General features: G+C 60.5%; 13 protein-coding genes and 1 riboswitch. Of the genes, 6 read left to right on the top strand and 7 right to left on the bottom strand.

The genetic code is table 11. From position 1 onward, the window contains the following. Positions 1-48: 48 nt before the first annotated feature. Together pgk and tpiA are read left to right on the top strand one after the other, a co-directional pair. Positions 49-1281, top strand: a complete 1233-nt coding sequence (gene pgk / locus PW789_RS17290) for a phosphoglycerate kinase (protein ID WP_299378946.1) — start codon at positions 49-51, stop codon at positions 1279-1281. Positions 1282-1382: 101 nt separating this feature from the next. Continuing rightward, the gene (gene tpiA, locus PW789_RS17285; protein ID WP_299378943.1) at positions 1383-2153 is read left to right on the top strand and encodes a triose-phosphate isomerase; all 771 of its coding nucleotides are present in this window, start codon (positions 1383-1385) and stop codon (positions 2151-2153) included. Positions 2154-2201: 48 nt separating this feature from the next. Here the strand turns inward: tpiA and lepB are convergent, their stop codons facing one another. Together lepB and PW789_RS17275 are read right to left on the bottom strand one after the other, a co-directional pair. Continuing rightward, positions 2202-2732, bottom strand: a complete 531-nt coding sequence (gene lepB / locus PW789_RS17280; protein WP_299379245.1) for a signal peptidase I — start codon at positions 2730-2732, stop codon at positions 2202-2204. A gap of 115 nt (positions 2733-2847) precedes the next feature. Next, positions 2848-3885: a serine hydrolase gene (locus PW789_RS17275; protein WP_299378941.1), complete on the bottom strand. Its 1038-nt coding sequence runs from the start codon at positions 3883-3885 to the stop codon at positions 2848-2850. Positions 3886-4053: 168 nt separating this feature from the next. On the opposite strand from PW789_RS17275, the gene murQ reads away from it, so the two are divergent. Next, positions 4054-5022 carry an N-acetylmuramic acid 6-phosphate etherase gene (gene murQ, locus PW789_RS17270; RefSeq protein WP_299378939.1) on the top strand — a complete coding sequence of 323 codons (969 nt, stop codon included), beginning with the start codon at positions 4054-4056 and terminating at the stop codon, positions 5020-5022. Positions 5023-5088: 66 nt separating this feature from the next. Here the strand turns inward: murQ and PW789_RS17265 are convergent, their stop codons facing one another. The 4 genes from PW789_RS17265 to PW789_RS17250 all read right to left on the bottom strand — a co-directional run bounded on the left by PW789_RS17265 (position 5089) and on the right by PW789_RS17250 (position 10992). Beyond that, the gene (locus PW789_RS17265; RefSeq protein WP_299378937.1) at positions 5089-5991 is read right to left on the bottom strand and encodes an FAD-dependent oxidoreductase; all 903 of its coding nucleotides are present in this window, start codon (positions 5989-5991) and stop codon (positions 5089-5091) included. A 566-nt stretch (positions 5992-6557) separates the two neighbouring features. Further along, on the bottom strand, positions 6558-8840 hold the full coding sequence (metE, locus tag PW789_RS17260; RefSeq protein WP_299378934.1) for a 5-methyltetrahydropteroyltriglutamate--homocysteine S-methyltransferase: 2283 nt from the start codon (positions 8838-8840) through the stop codon (positions 6558-6560). A 100-nt stretch (positions 8841-8940) separates the two neighbouring features. Beyond that, a riboswitch (cobalamin riboswitch) is annotated at positions 8941-9135 on the bottom strand. Positions 9136-9201: 66 nt separating this feature from the next. Next, a complete protein-coding gene (locus tag PW789_RS17255; RefSeq protein ID WP_299378932.1) occupies positions 9202-10158 on the bottom strand; it encodes a sugar phosphate isomerase/epimerase in 957 nt (318 codons plus the stop codon). Positions 10159-10242: 84 nt separating this feature from the next. Further along, entirely contained in the window at positions 10243-10992 is a 750-nt protein-coding gene (locus PW789_RS17250; RefSeq protein WP_299378929.1) for a hypothetical protein, read from the bottom strand. 102 nt (positions 10993-11094) lie between these two features. Between PW789_RS17250 and PW789_RS17245 the strand changes: the two genes are divergently transcribed. Then, on the top strand, positions 11095-11949 hold the full coding sequence (locus tag PW789_RS17245) for a sugar phosphate isomerase/epimerase (protein WP_299378927.1): 855 nt from the start codon (positions 11095-11097) through the stop codon (positions 11947-11949). Positions 11950-12038: 89 nt separating this feature from the next. Here the strand turns inward: PW789_RS17245 and PW789_RS17240 are convergent, their stop codons facing one another. Then, positions 12039-14525: a heavy metal translocating P-type ATPase gene (locus PW789_RS17240; protein WP_299378925.1), complete on the bottom strand. Its 2487-nt coding sequence runs from the start codon at positions 14523-14525 to the stop codon at positions 12039-12041. 342 nt (positions 14526-14867) lie between these two features. Between PW789_RS17240 and PW789_RS17235 the strand changes: the two genes are divergently transcribed. Further along, positions 14868-16412 (top strand): FAD-binding protein, encoded by a 1545-nt coding sequence (locus PW789_RS17235; protein WP_299378923.1) that lies wholly within the window; start codon positions 14868-14870, stop codon positions 16410-16412. Positions 16413-16545: 133 nt separating this feature from the next. Continuing rightward, positions 16546-17529, top strand: a complete 984-nt coding sequence (locus PW789_RS17230; protein WP_299378921.1) for a hypothetical protein — start codon at positions 16546-16548, stop codon at positions 17527-17529. Positions 17530-17548: the final 19 nt, after the last annotated feature.

Below are 17548 nucleotides of genomic sequence, written 5' to 3'. Positions count from 1 at the left end.
CGCTCTACGCGCGAAACATCAACCTTTCCACGATGAAAAGGAATCTGCATGTCCAAGCTGTCGATCCGCGATCTCGATCTTACGAACAAGCGTGTTCTCATCCGCGTTGACTTCAACGTTCCCCTGGCAGTCGACGGCTCCGACATCGCCCCCCGTATCACCGACGACACCCGCATCCGCGAGACCATCCCCACCATCGAGTACGCTCTCCGCCGCAAGGCCCGCGTCATCCTCTGCTCGCACCTCGGCCGCCCCAAGGGCAAGGTCGTCCCCGCGATGAGCCTGCGGCCCGTCGTCGACCGCCTGCGCGAGCTGCTCGATCACGTCATCGGCGATGACGAAAACGTCGCCTTCTCGCCTGACTGTGTCGGTGAGATCCCGCAGGAGCTCGTCGCCGGACTCGAGCCGGGTCAGCCACTGCTGCTCGAAAATCTCCGCTTTCACGCCGAGGAAGAGAAGAACGATCCCGAGTTCGCCAGGCAGCTCGCCTCGCTCTGCGATATCTATATCAACGACGCCTTCGGCTCGGCCCATCGCGCCCACGCCTCCACCGAAGGCGTTACGCACTTCGTACCCGTCTCAGCCGCCGGCCTGCTGATGGAAAAAGAGCTGACCTACCTGGGCAAGGCCGTCAGCGATCCCATCAAGCCCTTCGTCGCGATCATCGGCGGCGCCAAGGTCTCCGACAAGATCGAGGTCATCGACAGCCTGCTCGACCGCGTCACCTCGCTGATCATCGGCGGCGGCATGGCCTACACCTTCCTCAACGCCAAGGGCCAGACCACCGGCAAGTCCCTGGTCGAAGCCGACAAGATCGACATCGCCAAAGCCGCGCTCGATAAGGCCGCCAAGAAGGGCGTTACCTTCCTGCTGCCCGTCGATCACGTGCTGGCCGACAAGTTCGCCCCCGATGCCAAGACCCAGATCTTCTCCGGCGACGGCGCCTTCCCCGCCGATCTCATGGCTCTCGACATCGGACCCGCCTCCGTCGAGCTCTTCAAGAAGGAGATCGCCGACGCCATCACCATCGTCTGGAATGGACCGATGGGCGTCTTCGAGATGCCCGCCTTCGCCAAGGGAACCAACGCCGTCGCCAAAGCCGTCGCCGCCAACCAGGACGCGACCTCGATCGTCGGCGGCGGCGACTCCGTGGCAGCCGTACAGCAGTCCGGCGTGGCCAGCAAAATCACTCATATCTCCACCGGTGGTGGTGCCAGCCTTGAGTTCCTCGAAGGCAAGGAGCTCCCCGGAGTGGCCGCTCTCACCGACAAGGCATCCTGACAAATCCTCCCTCCTCTGCGGTACAGGCCAGCGCCTCGCTGCCGCAGAGGAGAAAAACCACACTGGCGGAATATGCCTTTGGAATGGGATACTGATGCCCCATGCGTAAAACGCTCGTCGCTGCCAACTGGAAGATGTTCAAAACACCGGCCGAATCGACGGCCTTTCTCACCAGCTTTTACCCCCTCATCAAGTCCAATGCGACCACCGAAGTCATCCTGTTTCCCTCGATGACCTCGCTGCCCGCTCTCGTTGATGCCGCGCGCGGTAAATCGGTCGAGGTCGGCTCCCAGTGCATGCACTGGCTCGATGAAGGCGCCTACACCGGTGAGACCTCTCCCACCATGCTCACCGCCATCGGCGCCACTCATGTCCTCATCGGGCACTCCGAGCGCCGCCGCTACTTCAACGAGACCGACGCGCGCGTCAACCTCAAGCTCAAGGCCGCGCTCGCGCACGGCCTCACTCCCATCGTCTGCATCGGCGAACACAGCGAAGAGCGCGAACGTAACCTGACGGCGAATGTGCTCAAGCTTCAACTCTCTGTCGCCCTCGAAGGCATCGAACGCTCGGCCCTCGGCCCTCTGGTCATCGCCTACGAGCCCGTCTGGGCCATCGGCTCCGGCCATAACGCCACGCCCGCAGTGGCGGAAGATGCGCACGAGATCATCCGCGACCATCTGGTCAGCGAAGCCGGCCCCGAGATCGCAGCTACCACGCGCATCCTCTACGGCGGCTCCGTTAAACCCGACAACATCGCCGAAATCACCCGCATGGAGAACATCGACGGCGCCCTCGTCGGCGGCGCCTCGCTTGATCCGGTCTGCTTCTCCCAGATCATCGCCAACGTCACACCGCATCCCGGCGTTTAAAGACCGAGGGCGCAGCACTCTGGCTGCGCCCTCTCTTCAAGAAGCGGACTAGCGAACGACGCCCGCCTGCTCCATCGGCCAATACACAAACGCGGCCTTGCCGTAGATCAGTTCACGGTCCACCGGTCCAAAATCGCGGCTGTCGCTTGAAATAGAGCGGTGATCGCCCATCACAAAGTACTGGTGGTCCGGCACGATCGCCTCCGGCAAGGAACGGTCATCTTCAAAGCGCGGCGGCACGTACTTCTCTTTCAACGCATGGCCATTTACAAACACTCGCCCATGGTCGATCCGCAGATCGTCTCCCGGCAGCGCGATCACGCGCTTGATGTAGCTCTTCTGATGATCGTGCGGGTACAGGAACACCACCACATCGCCGCGATGGATTGAACCCACGCGGTAGGCCATCTTGTTGATGAACAGCCTGTCCTGATCCTCGAGCATCGGCAGCATGCTCGTACCCTCAACCCGCACCGGCTGGTAAAGAAAGATAATGATGAACGCCGACACAGCCAGCGAGATGACCAGATCACGTCCCCACGACCGTAGTCCCAACCGGCGCTGCGCCGGCGATACCACCGTTACCGATGACTCTGGTGTAGCTGCTTGCGGCTCTGGGGCAATCTGTTCGTCTTCTTGCACAGGCTGACTCTACATCCTCTCTATAGTTAGACGCACCCCGCACCCTGGAGACTCAACGCGCCGTAAGTCCAAGCCCTGGAACAAGAAGACGGCCATCAATCCCGGCAGGAGACCAGGCGCCGACAATCTCTTTTGCGAGCCGTGCAATCATCATCTCAGCCTGATTGTCCGCCGTCCAGCCCTGATCCTGGTTGCCGTCGGTGAAGATCGAAAGGACCATCGGCCCTCCCTTGCCCGCCACGATAGCCACATCGTTACGCACAGCATTCAGGCTGCCTGTCTTGCTGGCGATGCCCGATCCGGCCTCGCTGGTATCGAGGACCTCCAGATAACGCGGAATCGTATTGCGATAAAACTGGTTTCGCAGCATCGTCAGCGCCACACCGCAGATCGCCATGTCCTGCGGCTCCGCAGCCTCTCCCGGCCCGGCAAGCTGGCAGAGGCCAATCCGCTCCATGATCGTGGCCATCTCCCGCGCCGTCGTCTTTCCCAGTCCGAACTTCGGCTGATCGGCTGGCATCGGCCCTGTTGCCGGCTTCATCACCTTCTTATAAAGATGGGTGTCCTTCAGCCCCAGCCAGCCGATCCTGGCATTGATCGCATCCACGCCGAAGCGGTCGATCGCCAGGTTCGTCGCCGTGTTGTCGCTCACAATGACCATCATGGTCAGCACATCCTTGAGCGTGAGCGTCAACGGCGTGTCGAAGAACGTCAGCACACCTGATCCGCTCACCGCCTCCTTGGGAGCCAGCGTCAGCTTCTCTTCCCAGTGCGCCTTGCCGCTCCTCACCTGCTCCATCGCCTCAAAGAGAATCGCCAGCTTGATCACCGATGCCGTCGGCACCGGCCGATCCGCATCCACCGCCACCTGCCTGCCCGTGTTCAACTGCACCGCATAGAGAGATACATGCCCGTGATGCGTCGCTGCCAGCGTCTGTAGCTGCGATTCCAGCGCCTGATCCGTTACGTGTGCAGACGCAGCCTCCCCGCCCGCGGCATACGAAGGCAGCACAGGAACAAGCAGCAACGCGGCGATCATCACGCCGCCAAAGATGTGTTTGACCATGCTCTGCATCTTAGCAAGCTCCATCTTTCGTCCCTATCTTTTGTCGAAGCACGACCATAGCGCGTAGAATCCTCGTACCCTAAAAACATTCAGCCGCATCAAACCGAAAATCTTTCTGAACGCATCCTATGCAGAATAGGGCTAGAATTGTCCAGAAAGAGGAGCAGCACAAAGTACTCTCGTAGAACCTCTATGGCTACCCTCACCATGATCGAGTCGACCCCGCCGTCGAAATCCGCTCAGAACGGCCCCGATGAGTTCCAGGGACTCGTCACTGAGACCTCTAACTCTGCATCCGAGGGTCTCGACACAAAATCCGCTATCGAGATCGCACGCATCATCAATCATGAAGATGCGAAGGTTGCAGCTGCAGTCAAGAAAGCGCTCCCTGAGATCGCCATCGTCATCGACACCGTCGCGCGTTCGCTCCGTGACGGCGGACGCCTGATCTATGTCGGCGCAGGATCGTCGGGCCGCATCGCCTCGCTCGACGCCTCCGAGTGCCCCCCGACCTTCTCCACCGCCCCGGCACAGGTGCAGTACATCATGGCCGGTGGACCGAAGGCGCTCGCCTCCGCCTCCGACGTCAACGAGGACTCGCCCGAGCTCGGACAGCGCGACATCGCCCGCCGCCGCCCCACCCGCAAGGACATCGTGATCGGCGTCTCGGCCTCAGGCCGCACGCCCTATGTCGTCGGCGCCGTCGAATACGCCCGCGCCCGCGGCGCCAAGACCGCAGCCGTCACCTGCAACCTCAACACCCCGCTCTCTGACGTCGCCGACACCACCATCGTCACCGACGTAGGCCCCGAGGTCCTCTCCGGCTCCACCCGCATGAAGTCCGCCAGCGCGCAGAAGATGGTGCTCAACATGATCACCACCGGCGCGATGACACGGCTCGGCTATGTGTACGACAACCTCATGGTCAACGTGCACATGAAGAACGCCAAGCTCGTCGAACGCGGCATCCGCGTGCTGATGAAGGTCTGCGACATCGACCGCGAGACGGCGATCCGCACCATCAAGTCCGCAGGCAAATCGATTCCCATCGCTGTCGTCATGCTCAAGGCCAACGTCGACAAAATGGAAGCCGTCCGCCGCCTCGCCAAGTCCGACGGAAATGTTCGCCGCGCCATCGACGATTCCAGACTGGAACTCTAACGCTCATTCATCAGGCAAAAGGAAAGCCCGGGATAAGCTCCCGGGCTTTCTTCATTTGCGGGTGATTTACACTCGCCGCCTTGGCGTCTTCTCCATGCCACGGTAGAGAGCCTGCAGCATCTCGACACCGGCTACGGCGGCTGCACGATCGGGCTGTTCGTTCGTATCTCCCCAGCCCTCGTCTTCACTCATCCCCGGCTGCACCACGATGCCGTCGCGCCGCGCCAGAACATAGAGGCCTCTCGCCTGTATGCCGTAGTGGACGCCCTCCTGCGGAATCAGCCAGCCGATCTGCCCGCGCACCGGCACGATGCTCTCATCGGACCATAGACGACGCGCGCCGTAGCCCGGGCAGTTGATAATCACCGGCTGCGGCAGAGACTTCATATCCTGCGGCGAATGAAACTCGCGCGTCTCAATCTTTCCTCCAGCGATCATGAAGTCATTCATCAGCTGCCGCGAATAATCCGCGACATTGAACGTCAGTGACTCTGATCGCTCAACATGCTTCGCCGGAAACGGATGCGAGCCTTCGGGGAGGACCTGCCCCCTGGGTGTCAGGTCGGCGATGCGATCCCCATAGTGGGCCCAGTCATGCACGTCGCGATGATGCGGGCCTTCATTTCCCTCGCCGCTCGAAAGCGTATAACGATCCGTCCACTCCACCGGATTGCCCGGCATACCGAGATAGCTCTGATACATCGAGAACGAGGTTCGCGCCATCGACTCCCACTCCACGGCAAAGTTCGACGATGCCGCCGAGGTCAGCGCAATGCGCGAGTCCGGCGTCCACGATCCCGTGGCACGCGAAGAGCGCACATACGGCGGCCTCTCCTTGGCATAGATCGTCACCTTGAAGCCCGCACGCTGCGCCGTAATCGCCGCCGTCAGACCAAGGGCTCCGCAGCCGATCACCGCCAGCTCTCTCCTGCCGTTCGCCGCCTCCAGCGCCTTGCGGACCGTCGACATCGGCCGATCCCCACGAAAGCGACCATCCGCTGCCGCCGTGGCCGTAGTTGTGCACGACGAGCTTGTCTCCCAGCCGCTCCACCTCCAGCCTTGGACCTGCAGGACGAAACGGACGCAGGCACACCGTAATGCGGAAGATACGATCCACATCCGCGCGGATCGGGATAATCGGGCCCACGGCATCATAAAGCGGCAGCCCAGGAGCACCGGCCACCGCCGATGAAACAGGCTTCCTGGCGGCGCAGCCACTTAGTCCCACAGCGCTGCATCCAGCCAGAGCAGCAGAGCCCTGGAGAAAAGAACGACGATTCATCGTGCATCTCCTGTACGAAGGTGAAGAGGATTAAAGTTTGCTTGAAGGGAGTACAACAAGACTCTCAGTCACAGTTATAGAAGAACACTCCGCAGAAGACAAAAACCTGGAGCCCATGCCTGCTCCTCGCAGACATCGGCCCCAGGTGACCAGGGGTGCAGCGTTGCCTCCCGCGCCAGCACGGTCGCGGGGCTCAGCAACCTCGTTTACGAAGCCTCGCTTCAAGAAGCTGTTCATTCAAGAAGCTATTGCTTCAGACAGCTATCGACAGGCGCATCCGCTTCGCGGTCTCAACCATTCCCGTCAACGCCAGGCCAACCTCGGCCCATCCGCGCGTCTTCAGGCCGCAGTCGGGATTGATCCACAGCTGCCGCGGCGTCAGCACCTTCAACGCACGATGCAGCAGCTCTTCCATCTCGACCTCCGCAGGCACGCGTGGTGAATGAATGTCATAGACGCCGGGTCCAATGCCGTTCGGATACTGCACCCGCTCGAAGGCTTCCAGCAATTCCATTCGCGAGCGCGAGCACTCAATGGAGATTACGTCCGCATCCATCCGCACGATCGCGTCCATGATGTCGTTGAACTCCGAATAGCACATATGCGTGTGAATCTGCGTTCGATCGCTCACGCCGGAAGACGCCAGCTTGAATGCGTCCACGCTCCACGCCAGGTACAGCGGCCAGTCGGCACGACGCAGCGGCAGTCCTTCGCGGATCGCCGGCTCGTCGATCTGGATCGCGCGCACGCCCACTGCTTCCAGATCTCTCACCTCGTCGCGAATGGCCAGCGCAATCTGCCGGCACGTCTCAGCACGAGGCTGATCGTCACGCACAAACGACCACTGCAGAATCGTCACCGGCCCCGTCAGCATTCCCTTCACCGGCCGAGAAGTCAACGACTGCGCATACGTCGACCAGCGCACCGTCATCGGCTTCGGACGATAGACATCGCCAAAGATGATCGGCGGCTTCACGCAGCGCGAGCCATAGCTCTGCACCCATCCGTTCTCGCTAAAGAGGAAGCCGCCCAGCTGCTCGCCGAAGTACTCCACCATGTCGTTGCGCTCAAACTCGCCATGCACCAGCAGGTCGAGTCCGGCCGTCTCCTGGAAGCGAATGCAGCGAGCAATCTCTTCCTCGAGGAACTGCTCGTACGACTTCTCATCCAGCTTGCCCGCACGAAACGCGGCACGATTCTTTCTCACCTCAGGCGTCTGCGGAAACGATCCGATCGTCGTCGTCGGCAGCGGCGGAAGATGCAACTCTTCGTCCTGCAACTTCGCGCGCACAGCATGCGGGCTGTAGCGCTCCAGCATCGACGACTCCACGGCCTCCAGCCGCTGCGTCACCTCCTCGCGATGAATTCTGCTCGACGATCTGCGCGTCGCCAGCACCGCATCGTTCGCCGCAAGCTCAACCTCGATACCCGCGCGATCTTCAACACCTCGCGCCAGCACCGCGATTTCTCCCAGTTTCTGCTTCGCGAAGGCCATCCATGAGCGAATCTCCGCATCCATCTTCGTCTCGAAATCGAGATCGACCGGCGCATGCAGCAGCGAGCACGATCCCGCTACCTGTACACGCCCGCTGCCGAACGCCTTCACCGCCGTCTCAACCGCCGCCAGCGCATGACGCAGATTCGTACGCCACACATTGCGTCCATCGATCAGCCCCAGCGACACACACAGTTCACCCGTCTGCTTCGCGGCAAGAGCAGCCAGCTGCTGGGGCGCGCGTATCAGGTCGATATGCAGTCCTGCGGCCCCCAGGCTCAGCGCCAGATCCATGTTCTCCGCCAGATCGCCAAAGTACGTCGCCAGCATCACCTTCGGCGATGCGCCCTCGCGCAACACCGCATACGCCTCGCGATACAACGTCTTCGCCTCATCGCTCAAGTCGAGCACAAGGCAGGGCTCATCCACCTGCACCCACTCCGCACCCGCGTCATGCAGGCGCTTCAGCAGCTCCGTGTATGCCGGCAGAATTGCTCGCAGCACATCGCCACGCACAACGCTCACATCGGTCGTCTTGCCCAGCAGCACAAACGATACCGGCCCCAACAGCACAGGCCGCGTCTCAACGCCAAGCGCCTTCGCCTCCTGGTACTCCTCAACGACCTTCGCCGAGAGCAGCTCATAGCGCATACCCGGCTCAAACTCCGGCACAACGTAGTGATAGTTGGTGTCCAGCCACTTCGTCATCTCCATCGCCGTCGCGTTGGCCGCGCCACGCGCCATCGCAAAGTAAGTCGACAGGGACACCTCGCCACCTGGATGCCCGAATCTCTTCGGTACAGCACCCAGCATCACCGCCAGATCGAGCACATGATCGTAAAACGAAAAGTCATTCGAAGGCGGCGTCGCGATTCCAGCTTCATGCTGCATCGTCCAGTGCGCCGTGCGCAGAGCTCGCGCAACCTGGCGCAACTCGGCCTCACTGCTCTTGCCGCTCCAGAAGCTCTCCAGCGCAAACTTCAGCTCGCGCTTCGCTCCCATGCGGGGAAAACCTAAATTGCCTGCCTTCGGAAATGTCATCGTCTCTCCTGACGTTCGGCCACACGGAGACGGAGAGACGGACGCACCCGTGCAGAGACACGGTGCGCTATCGTCATCCTCCCTCCCCTCGGAGGCGGGTGAGCTTATTAAGCTTCGCGGCAGGTCTTCGGACTTCGCAGGCTACCTACTTGCTCCGGCTTCCCAGCCTTGCGGCCAGTGCCATCGTGGAGCGTTCGTTCCTGCTTACCGCTGCGGGGCAGTTCCGGAGTGTTCACCGGATTCCCTTTTAATTCCGATCCCAGAGGGATCGAACACCGCGAAGCATTGAAATTGTTCTCCTAGCTTACCCTGAGCCCGGCATTCCGTGAAGTGCGCCTCGCACCCAGGGTCCTACTTCCTCCTAAAACGTCCCGGAGTCTTCGAGCGCCTTCTTCATCCCCGCCCAGCTCTTTCGTGTCGAATCTTCCGGTGACGAGCCGCCATGCCAGTGCGTCTCCAGGCTCACCGCACCGCGATATCCTGCCTTTGCCAGATCGCGGAACTGCCCGGTCCAGTCGATCACGCCCGTCCCCACCGGCGACCAAACCACCTTGCCATCGCTTCCCTTCACCGCATTCTTTACATGGCAGTGATGGATACGATTCTTCGGCAGCATCTTCCATGCAACCGGATACGCATCGAATTCGCCGCGCATCACCGCATTGCCCGGATCCCAGTTCAACCCGAACGAAGACGATGGAACCGCCTGCAACGCCCGCGCAGCCTCACGCCCCGTCGCAGTGTTGCAAGCGAACTCATTCTCCAGCACCAGCGTCACGCCCTGCTTGCCGCACGTCGCCGCAGCCTCCGCCAGCGTCTGATCGATCGCCTTGCGATACGGCGCAACATCCTCAATCCTCCAGAAGTCAAAGCAGCGCACCTTGTTCGTCTTGAACTGCTTCGCCAGCGCGATGCTCTTCTCCAGCATCTGCTGCTGCTCCTTCATCACATCTGTCGATGGCGTATTCTTCGCGCTATGCTCCGACTTCGGAGCGCCAGGCCAGTCCACTTTGAACAGCGGACTCGCAATGTCCGTCACGCTCAACTTGTACTTGGCGAGAATCCTTTGTGCCTCGGCAATCTCCGTGTCGCTCAGCGCAAGCAGGCTCTTCTTCCACATCCCGCGCAGCTCCACCCACTTCATGCCGAAGTCGTTCGCAGCCACCGCGCACGCATGATCGAAGTCCTGCGAGATCTCATCCGTGATCACCGCAATCCTGAACGGCGAAGCCGCAAATCCGAACGCATTCACTCCACCCATCGCCAGTCCGGCGGCCATGCCTCCGCCGATAAAACCTCGTCGCGTCAAAACCATCATTCCCATCCTTTCTTCCCGCAGATAAAAATACGGCCAGCTTCCAATTAAGAGAAGCTGGCCGTGCGATTAATTCTATTTTTCGGCCTAGAACGTAATCCTGGCCGAGGCCTGCAGGCTGCGTCCTCCACCAATACCGTTCACGCTGCCCTGACCACTGCCCAGCGTGCCGGTGATGCGTCCAAAGTTTGCCGCCGAGATAATATTGCCGCTGCCCGAGTTCGGATTGTTGAACTGCGGCGTATTGCTCAGCTGAAATGCATCCAGCCTCGTCTCCAGCGCAGCCTCGCGCCGGATCGGGAAGCAGATCGGTGTAGAAGACACACCACCGTCGGCACCGCTGATATAGCCAAGTCCCTTACCCCACGTAAACACCGAGGTGAAACCGAATCCATGCGAGAAGCGCTTGTTCAGCTGCACCTGTAAGGACTGATAGTTCGACGAAAAGCCCTGGAAGATCTTGCTCGTCGTTGCCGTGCGGTGAACGCCCGACGGGCAGCCCACGCAGTTATACTCCGGCTTCGACGCCGTGCCTCCGCCATACGTCGTTGGATTGTTGATGTCGATGTTGCCCGGAATTCCCACGCCGCGGTTGCCCACATACGCAACCTGCATCGACATGTCGTACGTTAGCGCCCGCTGAATCGCCACGTTCCACGAGTGCACATAAGGACTCTTGTAATCCAGCGGAACGTAATACAGCTGTTGCGCCGCCAGCGATCCCATCGTCACAGGAATAATCCCGTTCGCCGAAATCGGTGCCGCCACCGGCGCCGGAAAGCCTGCCTGGAACGTCGCCACGGGGTATTGTTCGAAGAGCGAACGAGAAGCTACCATCCCGAATTTACAGGTGTCAAGGCCAATATAGGCCGATGAAAGGAACGTTTTCCCGTCCCTCGAACTGGACGACCACTACACATCCTCGCTACTATGCCCTGCATGAACGCAAACCTCTCGCGCCGTAGCCTGATTTGTGGCGGAGTCGCTCTCACAGCCTCCGCGGCACTGTCGACCACCACCACTGCATTGGCTGCACCGACGGCATCGGAGTCCCCCATCCGCCTCGGCATCGCCAGCTACACCTTCCGCAAGTTCGACCAGGCGCAGCTGATCGAATTCATGAAGCAGCTGAAGACGCCATATCTCAATCTCAAAGACATTCATCTGCCCATGAAGCCCGCCGACCAGGTCGCCACGCATGCTGCGGAATACCGCGCTGCCGGCCTCACTCTCACTGCGGCCGGCACCATCTACTTCGACAAAGATGACGACGAAGACATCCGGTCCAAGTTCGAGTACGTCAAGGCCGCAGGCATTCCCATCATCGTCGGTGCACCCACACGGCAGGTCCTTCCGCGCGTCGAAAAATTCGTGAAGGAATACAACATCAAGCTCGCGATCCACAACCACGGCACCGAAGACAAGCAGTGGCCCTCGCCCCTCGACGTCCTCGCCGTCGTCAAGAACATGGACCCGCGCATCGGATGCTGCATCGACGTCGGACACACCATGCGCACCGGTACAGATCCCGTTGAAGCCATCAAAAAGGTTGGACCACGCCTCTTCGATCTCCACATGAAGGACCTCGCGCAGCGCCTGGTGAAAGAGAGCCAGGTCCCCGTCGGCGATGGCCTCATGCCTGTCCCCGCCATCTTCCGCACCCTCGCCGCCATGGGCTACAAGGGCAACGTTGACCTCGAATACGAGATCGACGACAACAATCCCTTCCCCGGCGTCATGAAGAGCTTCGCCTACATGCGCGGCGTCATCGCCGGTCTCGGCCTCACAAAGTAAATCGTCTCGCCCTTACGAAAAGAATGCCCGCATCGCTCCTCATCGATGCGGGCATTCTCTATCTCCGCCATTTTGTTTGCTATTCGAACTTATTCTGACTCCAGCGAGACGCTTCGCAATCGCAACGCATTCGTAATCACTGACACCGAGCTCAGACTCATCGCCGCTGCAGCCAGCATCGGATTCAGCAACCATCCAAACACCGGATACAGCACGCCCGCCGCCAGCGGAACACCAATCGCGTTATAGCCGAAGGCAAAGAAGAGATTCTGCCGGATGTTGCCCATCGTCTTCCGGCTCAGGCTTCGCGCCCGCACCAGCCCACGCAGATCGCCGCTCACCAGCGTGATCCCTCCGGCAGCCATCGCAACATCCGTGCCCGTTCCCATCGCGATGCCCACCTGAGCCGCAGCCAGCGCGGGAGCATCGTTCACTCCATCGCCCGCCATCGCCACAATCCTGCCCTCTTTCTGCAGCCTCCGAACGACCTCGGCCTTCCCCTCCGGCGAGACCTCCGCCTCGAACTCAATCCCTAGTTCACCTGCCACCGCAGCTGCCGTCGTTCGGTTGTCACCCGTCACCATCAGCACGCGCAGGCCGTTCTCCTTCAAAACATCAACCGCGGCCCGCGAGCTCTCTTTCAACGGATCAGCAACCGCAACCGCGCCAACAAAGCGTCCATCGATCGCTGCCAGCATCACGGTCTTCCCTTCGCGCCGCAACTCTTCCGCACGCGTCCTCATCGCGTCGCTGTTGATCCCTGCCTCCTGCAGCATCGCAGCATTGCCGACAAGGACACGACGTCCACGCACCATTCCGCCGACACCCTTGCCCGTAACCGCCTCAAACTCCTTCACCTCATTGAGCGTCAGCCCACGCTCCTGCGCTCCCGCAACGATCGCCGCGCCCAGCGGATGTTCGCTCGCGCGCTCCAGGCTCGCCACCGCAGCCAGCATCTCATCGACATTGGTGCCATCCGTCGCAAGCGTATCCGTCAGGCGAGGCCTTCCCTCCGTCAGCGTGCCCGTCTTATCGACGATCAGCGTATCCACCTTCTCCAGCAGCTCCAACGCCTCGGCGTTACGGACCAGGATGCCCTCATGCGCACCGCGCCCCGTCGCCACCATCACCGACATCGGCGTCGCCAGCCCCAGCGCACACGGACACGCAATCATCAGCACCGCCACCGCGATCACCAGCGCATGCGCCAGCCGCGGCTCCGGCCCCCACACCGCCCACACAAATGCCGCAATTACAGCTGCCGCCAAAACAGCAGGCACAAAGTAACCCGACACCTTATCGGCGAGCCTCTGAATCGGCGCACGCGACCGCTGCGCCTCGCTCACCATCTTCACGATCTGCGCCAGCAGCGTCTCCGACCCCACATGCTCCGCCGTCATCACCAGCGCGCCATTGCCGTTGATCGTTCCTCCCACAACACGGTCGCCCGATGCCTTGGCCACCGGAATCGGTTCTCCCGTCACCATCGACTCGTCCACCGTCGTCCGGCCATCGGCGACAACACCATCCACCGGGATCTTCTCCCCCGGTCGAACCCGCAGCCTGTCACCCACCACAATCTCCAGCAGCGGAACATCCTTCTCCGTGCCGTCCTCCGCAATCCTTCGCGCCGTCTTGGGAGCCAGCCCCAGCAGCGCCCTGATCGCGCCACCGGTCTTATCGCGGGCACGCAACTCCAGTACCTGCCCCACCAGCACCAGCACCGTGATCACCGCCGCCGCCTCGAAGTAAAGCCCCAGCATCCCGCCCTGCCGAAAGGACTCGGGAAACAGCCCCGGCGCCACCACCGCAGCCACGCTATATAGATAAGCCGCTCCCGTACCGATCGCGATCAGCGTGAACATATTCAGGCTGCGGTTTACCAGCGAAGCCCATCCCCGCACGAAAAACGGCCAACCGCACCAGAGAACCACCGGCGTCGCCAGCGCCATCTCCACCCATCCCACCCAGGGCCGATGCATCCAGTCTGCGAAGCCCGGAAGCATCTCCAGCACCATCGCCGCCAGCAGCGGCAACGTCAGAGCACTGCTGATCCAAAGCTTCCGCGTCATGCTCTCCAGCTCTGGATTCCCCTCTTCACCTGTCATCTCTCTTGGCTCAAGCGCCATCCCGCAGATCGGACAGCTGCCGGGCTCGTCTTTCACCACCTCCGGATGCATCGGGCAGGTGTACTCCACCCGCGGCCCCACCGGATGCATCGGCTCAAGCGCCATGCCGCACTTCGGGCAAGCCCCCATCTTGTCCGAGATCACCTCCGGGTCCATCGGGCAGATATACTTCGTCCCCTTCGCCACCGCCTGCGTCGGCTTGGCAGCCTGGCTCGTACTCCCGCAGCACGAACCACCCACCGGCTTGGCGATCCCACCGATCGAAACCAGCTCACCTGCGGACGAAACAGGCTGCGTGCCGTCGTACTTCGACGGATCAGCCTTGAACTTCTTCAGGCACCCCTCGCAACAGAAGTACCAGCTCCTTCCCCCATGCTCGAGCGTCCACCTCGCCCCCTCAATCCCTACCTGCATCCCACACACGGGATCCTTTGCCATCTCATTCATTTCAAATCTCCTCACCCATGCAGACGAAACCACCCTCCTCTCATTACACCTTCTTTTCCAGAGGCCCGGTTCTCAGGCCCTTGAAAGCTGCGATCATGAATATCCATTAAGGCAAATTACCTAGAACAACCTGAAACATTGGGCTCATTGACAGCAATAAACTCCGTGTAATCATCATGGCACCGGAAAACAAGAACGACAGATCCGATGGTCACCTTGCGCGATACCCTCTGCGAATATTTTGAAATTCGCCATTTTCCATAACGGAAATTTTTAGGGACCAGTGTGCAAACGGGCAGACACAGACCCACTTTCGCATCACCTTTCAATTCAAGGAGCTCTATGTCGATCACCGTCTCGCGTCAGGATCCACGCTTCGAATCCCTCAAACAGGGAAACAACCTGCGCTGGCCTGCCAACGAAGCGGACGCCCCCGGGCGCATCGAAGTCTGCCAGAACGCCGACGACGCCGCCGAGACGCTGCAGAAGATCATCCGTGCCGGGCTGCGGCCTACCATCCGCTCCGGCGGCCACTGCTACGAAGACTTCGTCAGCAACAATCCCGGCGGTGCGCTCCTCGACGTCAGCCTGCTTAAGAGCATCGACGGCACCGGCTCCGGCCATACCTATAAAGTTGGCACCGGCATGCGCCTCGGCGATGCTTACACCGAGCTGTACAAGCAGTACGGCGTCACCCTCCCCGGCGGCTCCTGCTACGCTGTCTCGGCCGGCGGCCACATCTCCGGCGGAGGCTATGGTGTTCTCAGCCGCCTGCACGGCCTCACCGTCGACTGGCTCTCCGCAGTCGATATCCTCACCGTCGACTCCTCCGGAACCGTCGTTCCGCTTCGCGTCGACGCCGAGAACCACCCCGACCTCTTCCGCGCCTGCCGCGGTGCAGGCGGCAATAACTTCGGCCTCATCACGGCGTATTACTTCGACAAGATGCCCACGGCTCCACGCGAGATCGTCAACGTCAGCATGGGCTTCCCCTGGGAAGACATGACGCCCGAGAAATTCGAGACCATCCTCAAGACCTACGGCCACTACCACGAGACCCGCGGCAAGGACCCCGATACCTGGGGCATGTTCACCTTCCTCGGCCTCTCGCATCACACCTCCGGCCGCATCGGCATCGGCGCCCAGTTCTGCAACCCCGACGGCGGCATCGATGATCTCAAGCCTCTCTACGAGTTCATCCAGCTCTTCCAGAGCTGCAAGCCCGTCGTCACCACACACGAGACCATGGAGTCGCGCCACAGCCCCAAGGTTGGCATCGGCAATGTCGTCCGCAAGGCCGATGGCACTCCGGAACCCTGCACCGGCACTCAGAACATGATCCGTCAGCGTTGGTTCGACGCCACCGTTCGCGGCGGTGTCGGCGGTGGCGCCCGCGCCAAGTACAAGTCCTGCTACATGAAAAAGAGCTTCACCTCGGCCGAGGCGAAGACCATCTACAAGTACCTCACCATGGATGTCCCCGGAGCCAGCGGCCTCGTCGCGGTCGACTCCTACGGTGGCGCCGTCAATCGCCCGGAGATGGGCAAAGCCACCTCCATCCCCCAGCGCGCCTCCATCATGAAGCTACAGTTCCAGAGCTACTGGAACGATGCAGCCGACGATGCCGCCCGACTGAAGTGGATGAAAGACTTCTACGCCGAACTCTATTCCGGCCCCGATGTCGACGAAAAGCACAAAGGCACCCCGTACTGGAATAACAACTACGAGGGTTGCTATATCAACTATCCCGATGCCGATATGCTGGACTACTCTTTCTGGCCCCAACTTTTTTATGGGGAGGAAGGGCTTTATCCCTTCCTTCAGAATGTCAAAAAGCGTTACGATTCAAACAATATATTTCATCATTCCATGTCCATTCGGCCATAATTTTTCCACCGGCCGCACGGCATGACCGTTTTAAAGCAGTTCGTATCTGAAGTTGCTGCACTCGGAGACGCTCTTGATTCGGTTTTTGACCAAAAGGCTTTCGTTCTATCGGAACGTCAGTCTCCTCGCAGGCATGGCAGCTGCTGCCCCGTTCGCACAGGCAGCAGCTGCACCATCGCCCTGCGCAGACGTGCCCCACAGCGACCATCCCAAGGCCTCTATCTCCAACGGGGTCCTCGACGCGCTGGTCTTTCTTCCCGATCCCAACAGCGGCTACTACCGCTCATCCCGGTTCGACTGGTCCGGCATCGTCGGATGCGTCTCCCTCAACGGCCATCGCTTCTTCGGTGAGTGGTTCCGCAACTACGACCCCATGACCAACGACGCCGTCACCGGTCCGGTCGAAGAGTTCCGCTCCGAAGAAGGAGCCCTTGGATACAACATAGCCAAGCCAGGTGAACTCTTCGTTAAACCCGGCGTCGGCGTCCTGCGTAAGGTGGATGACTCTCCCTACCGCTTCGGTTACGTCTATCCGCTGGTCGACTCCGGCAAGTGGACGGTCAAGACCAGCAAACACGCCGTCATCTTTACCCAACGGCTGACCAGCCCCTTGGGATACGCTTATATCTACCAGAAAAAATTGACTCTCTCCGGCGACACCATGACGCTGGAGCACTCCCTGAAGAACACGGGCTCCAAGGCCATCACGACCGACGTGTATGACCATGATTTCTTCATTTTTGATGGACAGCCAACATCACCGGGGATGACAATTCGTTTTTCCTTCAAGCCGCTGCCCGAGGAACCCCTCGGAGACGCCGTTTCACTTGAAGGAAACGACATTATGTACAAGGAGGAACTAAAACCCAGGCAAACGGTCGCTGGCTATATAAAAGGATATTCCGCCAGCCCGTCGGATTACCATTTCACAGTTGAAGATACAAAAAATAAGGTTGGCATAGAGCAGAGCTCGGATTCCCCGATCTCCCGCTTCTATCTCTGGTCGATCCGAACGACCATCTCGCCCGAGGCCTACATCCATCTCGATGTCCCTCCCGGCAAGACTGGACACTGGAAGATCCACTACAGATTCTTTGCCCCGCCTAAAAACCAATAAAAACAGCTGTATTTCACGC

This window comes from Edaphobacter sp. (genome assembly GCF_028283685.1).
Taxonomy (GTDB): domain Bacteria; phylum Acidobacteriota; class Terriglobia; order Terriglobales; family Acidobacteriaceae; genus Edaphobacter.
Note: the sequence above shows the minus strand (reverse complement) of the source record. Positions and strands in the feature narration are given on the sequence as shown.

Coding starts and splice junctions, on each gene's coding strand:
- pgk (WP_299378946.1), top strand. CDS start 49: ATGTCCAAGCTGTCGATCCGCGATCTCGATCTTACGAACAAGCGTGTT.
- tpiA (WP_299378943.1), top strand. CDS start 1,383: ATGCGTAAAACGCTCGTCGCTGCCAACTGGAAGATGTTCAAAACACCG.
- PW789_RS17275 (WP_299378941.1), bottom strand. CDS start 3,885: ATGGAGCTTGCTAAGATGCAGAGCATGGTCAAACACATCTTTGGCGGC.
- murQ (WP_299378939.1), top strand. CDS start 4,054: ATGGCTACCCTCACCATGATCGAGTCGACCCCGCCGTCGAAATCCGCT.
- PW789_RS17265 (WP_299378937.1), bottom strand. CDS start 5,991: ATGTCGACGGTCCGCAAGGCGCTGGAGGCGGCGAACGGCAGGAGAGAG.
- metE (WP_299378934.1), bottom strand. CDS start 8,840: ATGACATTTCCGAAGGCAGGCAATTTAGGTTTTCCCCGCATGGGAGCG.
- PW789_RS17255 (WP_299378932.1), bottom strand. CDS start 10,158: ATGATGGTTTTGACGCGACGAGGTTTTATCGGCGGAGGCATGGCCGCC.
- PW789_RS17250 (WP_299378929.1), bottom strand. CDS start 10,992: ATGGTAGCTTCTCGTTCGCTCTTCGAACAATACCCCGTGGCGACGTTC.
- PW789_RS17245 (WP_299378927.1), top strand. CDS start 11,095: ATGAACGCAAACCTCTCGCGCCGTAGCCTGATTTGTGGCGGAGTCGCT.
- PW789_RS17240 (WP_299378925.1), bottom strand. CDS start 14,525: ATGAATGAGATGGCAAAGGATCCCGTGTGTGGGATGCAGGTAGGGATT.
- PW789_RS17235 (WP_299378923.1), top strand. CDS start 14,868: ATGTCGATCACCGTCTCGCGTCAGGATCCACGCTTCGAATCCCTCAAA.
- PW789_RS17230 (WP_299378921.1), top strand. CDS start 16,546: ATGGCAGCTGCTGCCCCGTTCGCACAGGCAGCAGCTGCACCATCGCCC.